A 2,030-nucleotide genomic window follows, 5' to 3' on the forward strand; every position below is an offset into this window, starting at 1 on the left:
ACGACGCCCAGTACACGTCGTTGATGATCGGTCTGGGACTGATCGAGAAGATCTACGGGTGGAAGCCGACGAATCCACCGTGGTACCTGAGCCTCGGCGGTCCCGCACAGGACTTCTCGGCGATCGCCGCCACCTTCGGCATCGGCAGCGAGGTGGTCTCGGACGCCCGGAATCTGCGCGGCGCCATCGAGAACGGCTTCAAGGTGATCGCCTCCGGCAAGCCGTACATCATCGACATCCGCACCGACCCCGCGGCCACCGCCAAGGCGCCCGTCATCGACGTGCTGCTGGCCGAAAAGCCCGGCGTAGACCTCGATTACGTCGAGAAGCTGCGCCAGATCGGTCCGCCGTGAGCGCGGACCCGAGGAGACACTGATGCGTACACCCGACACTTTCATCGCCGCGCTCGGCTCGTTCCTGCCCGCGACGGTCACCACCGAACAGGCTGTGGCACAGGGCTTGTACCCCGCCGAGACCGCAGAGATACACGAGCTCGGCGGTGCGGCGGTGGCCGGCCCCATCCCCGCGCCGGAGATGGCGTTGCGCGCCGCGGAGATCGCGGTCAAGCGGTCCGGCCTGGCCGCGGACGAGTTCGATCTGATGCTCTATGCGAGCACCTGGCTGCAGGGCCCGGAAGGCTGGCTGCCGCACCCGTATCTGCAGCGGCATCTGGTCGGGCCGATCCCGGCCCTGGAGGTTCGGCAGGGGTGCAACGGAATGTTCTCCGCGCTGTCGATGGCCTACGAATACCTGCGCGCCGATGCCGACCGCCGCAGCGCCCTGCTGGTCGCCGCGGACAATTTCGGCACGCCGCTGATGGACCGGTGGCGGATGTCGGCGTTGTTCATCGCCGGCGACGCCGCCTCGGCGGTGGTGCTCACCAAGACCGACGGGTTCGCCCAGCTGTTGTCGGTGTGCTCCACCTCGATTCCCGAGGCCGAGGAGATCCACCGGGCCAGCGAGCCGCTGTTCCCGCCCGGCGTCTCGCTCGGGCGGGCGCCCGATTTCTTCGCCCGCCTGCAGGAGATCACCGCCAAGGTGGCGGCCGCGCCCGAATCGCCCCTCGGCGCGGCGATGGCCAGGGTGCGCGAGGAGATCCCGGTGGTGGTCGGCCAGGCGCTCGACGAGGCGGGCATCGGCCTCGACGACATCGCCAGGGTGGCATTCCTGAACTGTTCCCGCGAGGCCACCGAGCAGCGCTGCATGGTGCCGCTCGGGTTGCCGATGGAGAAATCGACCTGGGACTTCGGCCGGATGATCGGCCACTGCTCGGCCAGCGACCAGATCCTGTCGTTCGAGCACCTGATCACGACCGGACAGCTCCGCGCCGGGCAGTACCTGCTGCTGTTCGGCTCGGCGCCCGGCGTGCTGTTGTCGGCCGCCGTCATCAAGGTGCTGCGGGATCCGGGGTGGACCGAATGACGAGGAGTGACAACGACATGACGTATTCGACCGACACCGGCGCCGAGCCGGTCGCGGTGATCGGCCTCGGGTGCCGCTTTCCCGGCGAGGTCGGGTCGCCGGAGGACTTCTGGCGACTGCTCGCCGAGGGCCGCGACACCTACGGCGAGATCCCCGAGGAGCGCTGGACGCAGTACCGCCGGCACACGCCGCAGTACGCGACCGCCTTGCGGCACACCGTGACTCGCGGCAGCTTCCTGAACGACATCGCCCGATTCGACGCGGAGTTCTTCGGCATCTCGCCGCGCGAGGCCGCGCTGATGGACCCGCAGCAGCGGCTGCTGCTCGAGGTCACGTGGGAGGCGCTGGAACAGGCCGGGCTGTCGCCGCGCGAGCTCGCGGGCAGCGACACCGGAGTCTTCGTCGGCGTCTGCACCGGCGACTACGGCGCGATGATGCTGGAGGACCTGGCCGGCATCGAGGCGTGGACAGGCATCGGCGCGGCGACTTGCGCTGTGGCCAACCGCATTTCGCACTCGTTCGATCTGCGCGGACCGAGCGTCGCGGTGGATACCGCGTGCTCGGCCTCGCTGGTCGCGCTGCACCTCGCCGCGCAGAGCCTGCGCAAC

At 69.4% G+C, this 2,030-nt stretch carries 2 protein-coding genes and 1 pseudogene; all 3 read left to right on the top strand.

All coding sequences use genetic code 11. The annotated features are described in order from the left end of the window. Nucleotides 1-353 (top strand): annotated as a pseudogene (locus ON39_RS34115) (thiamine pyrophosphate-binding protein); the annotation flags it as partial. Nucleotides 354-375: 22 nt separating this feature from the next. After that, nucleotides 376-1,422, top strand: coding sequence for a ketoacyl-ACP synthase III family protein (locus tag ON39_RS34120; RefSeq protein WP_040740410.1), 1,047 nt, complete (start codon nt 376-378; stop codon nt 1,420-1,422). Between the two features lie 17 nt (nt 1,423-1,439). Beyond that, the coding region (locus ON39_RS34125) for a beta-ketoacyl [acyl carrier protein] synthase domain-containing protein (protein ID WP_040740411.1) at nt 1,440-2,030 on the top strand (591 nt) is incomplete at its 3' end.

Source organism: Nocardia tenerifensis NBRC 101015, from assembly GCF_000308715.1.
Taxonomy (GTDB): Bacteria; Actinomycetota; Actinomycetes; order Mycobacteriales; family Mycobacteriaceae; genus Nocardia; species Nocardia tenerifensis.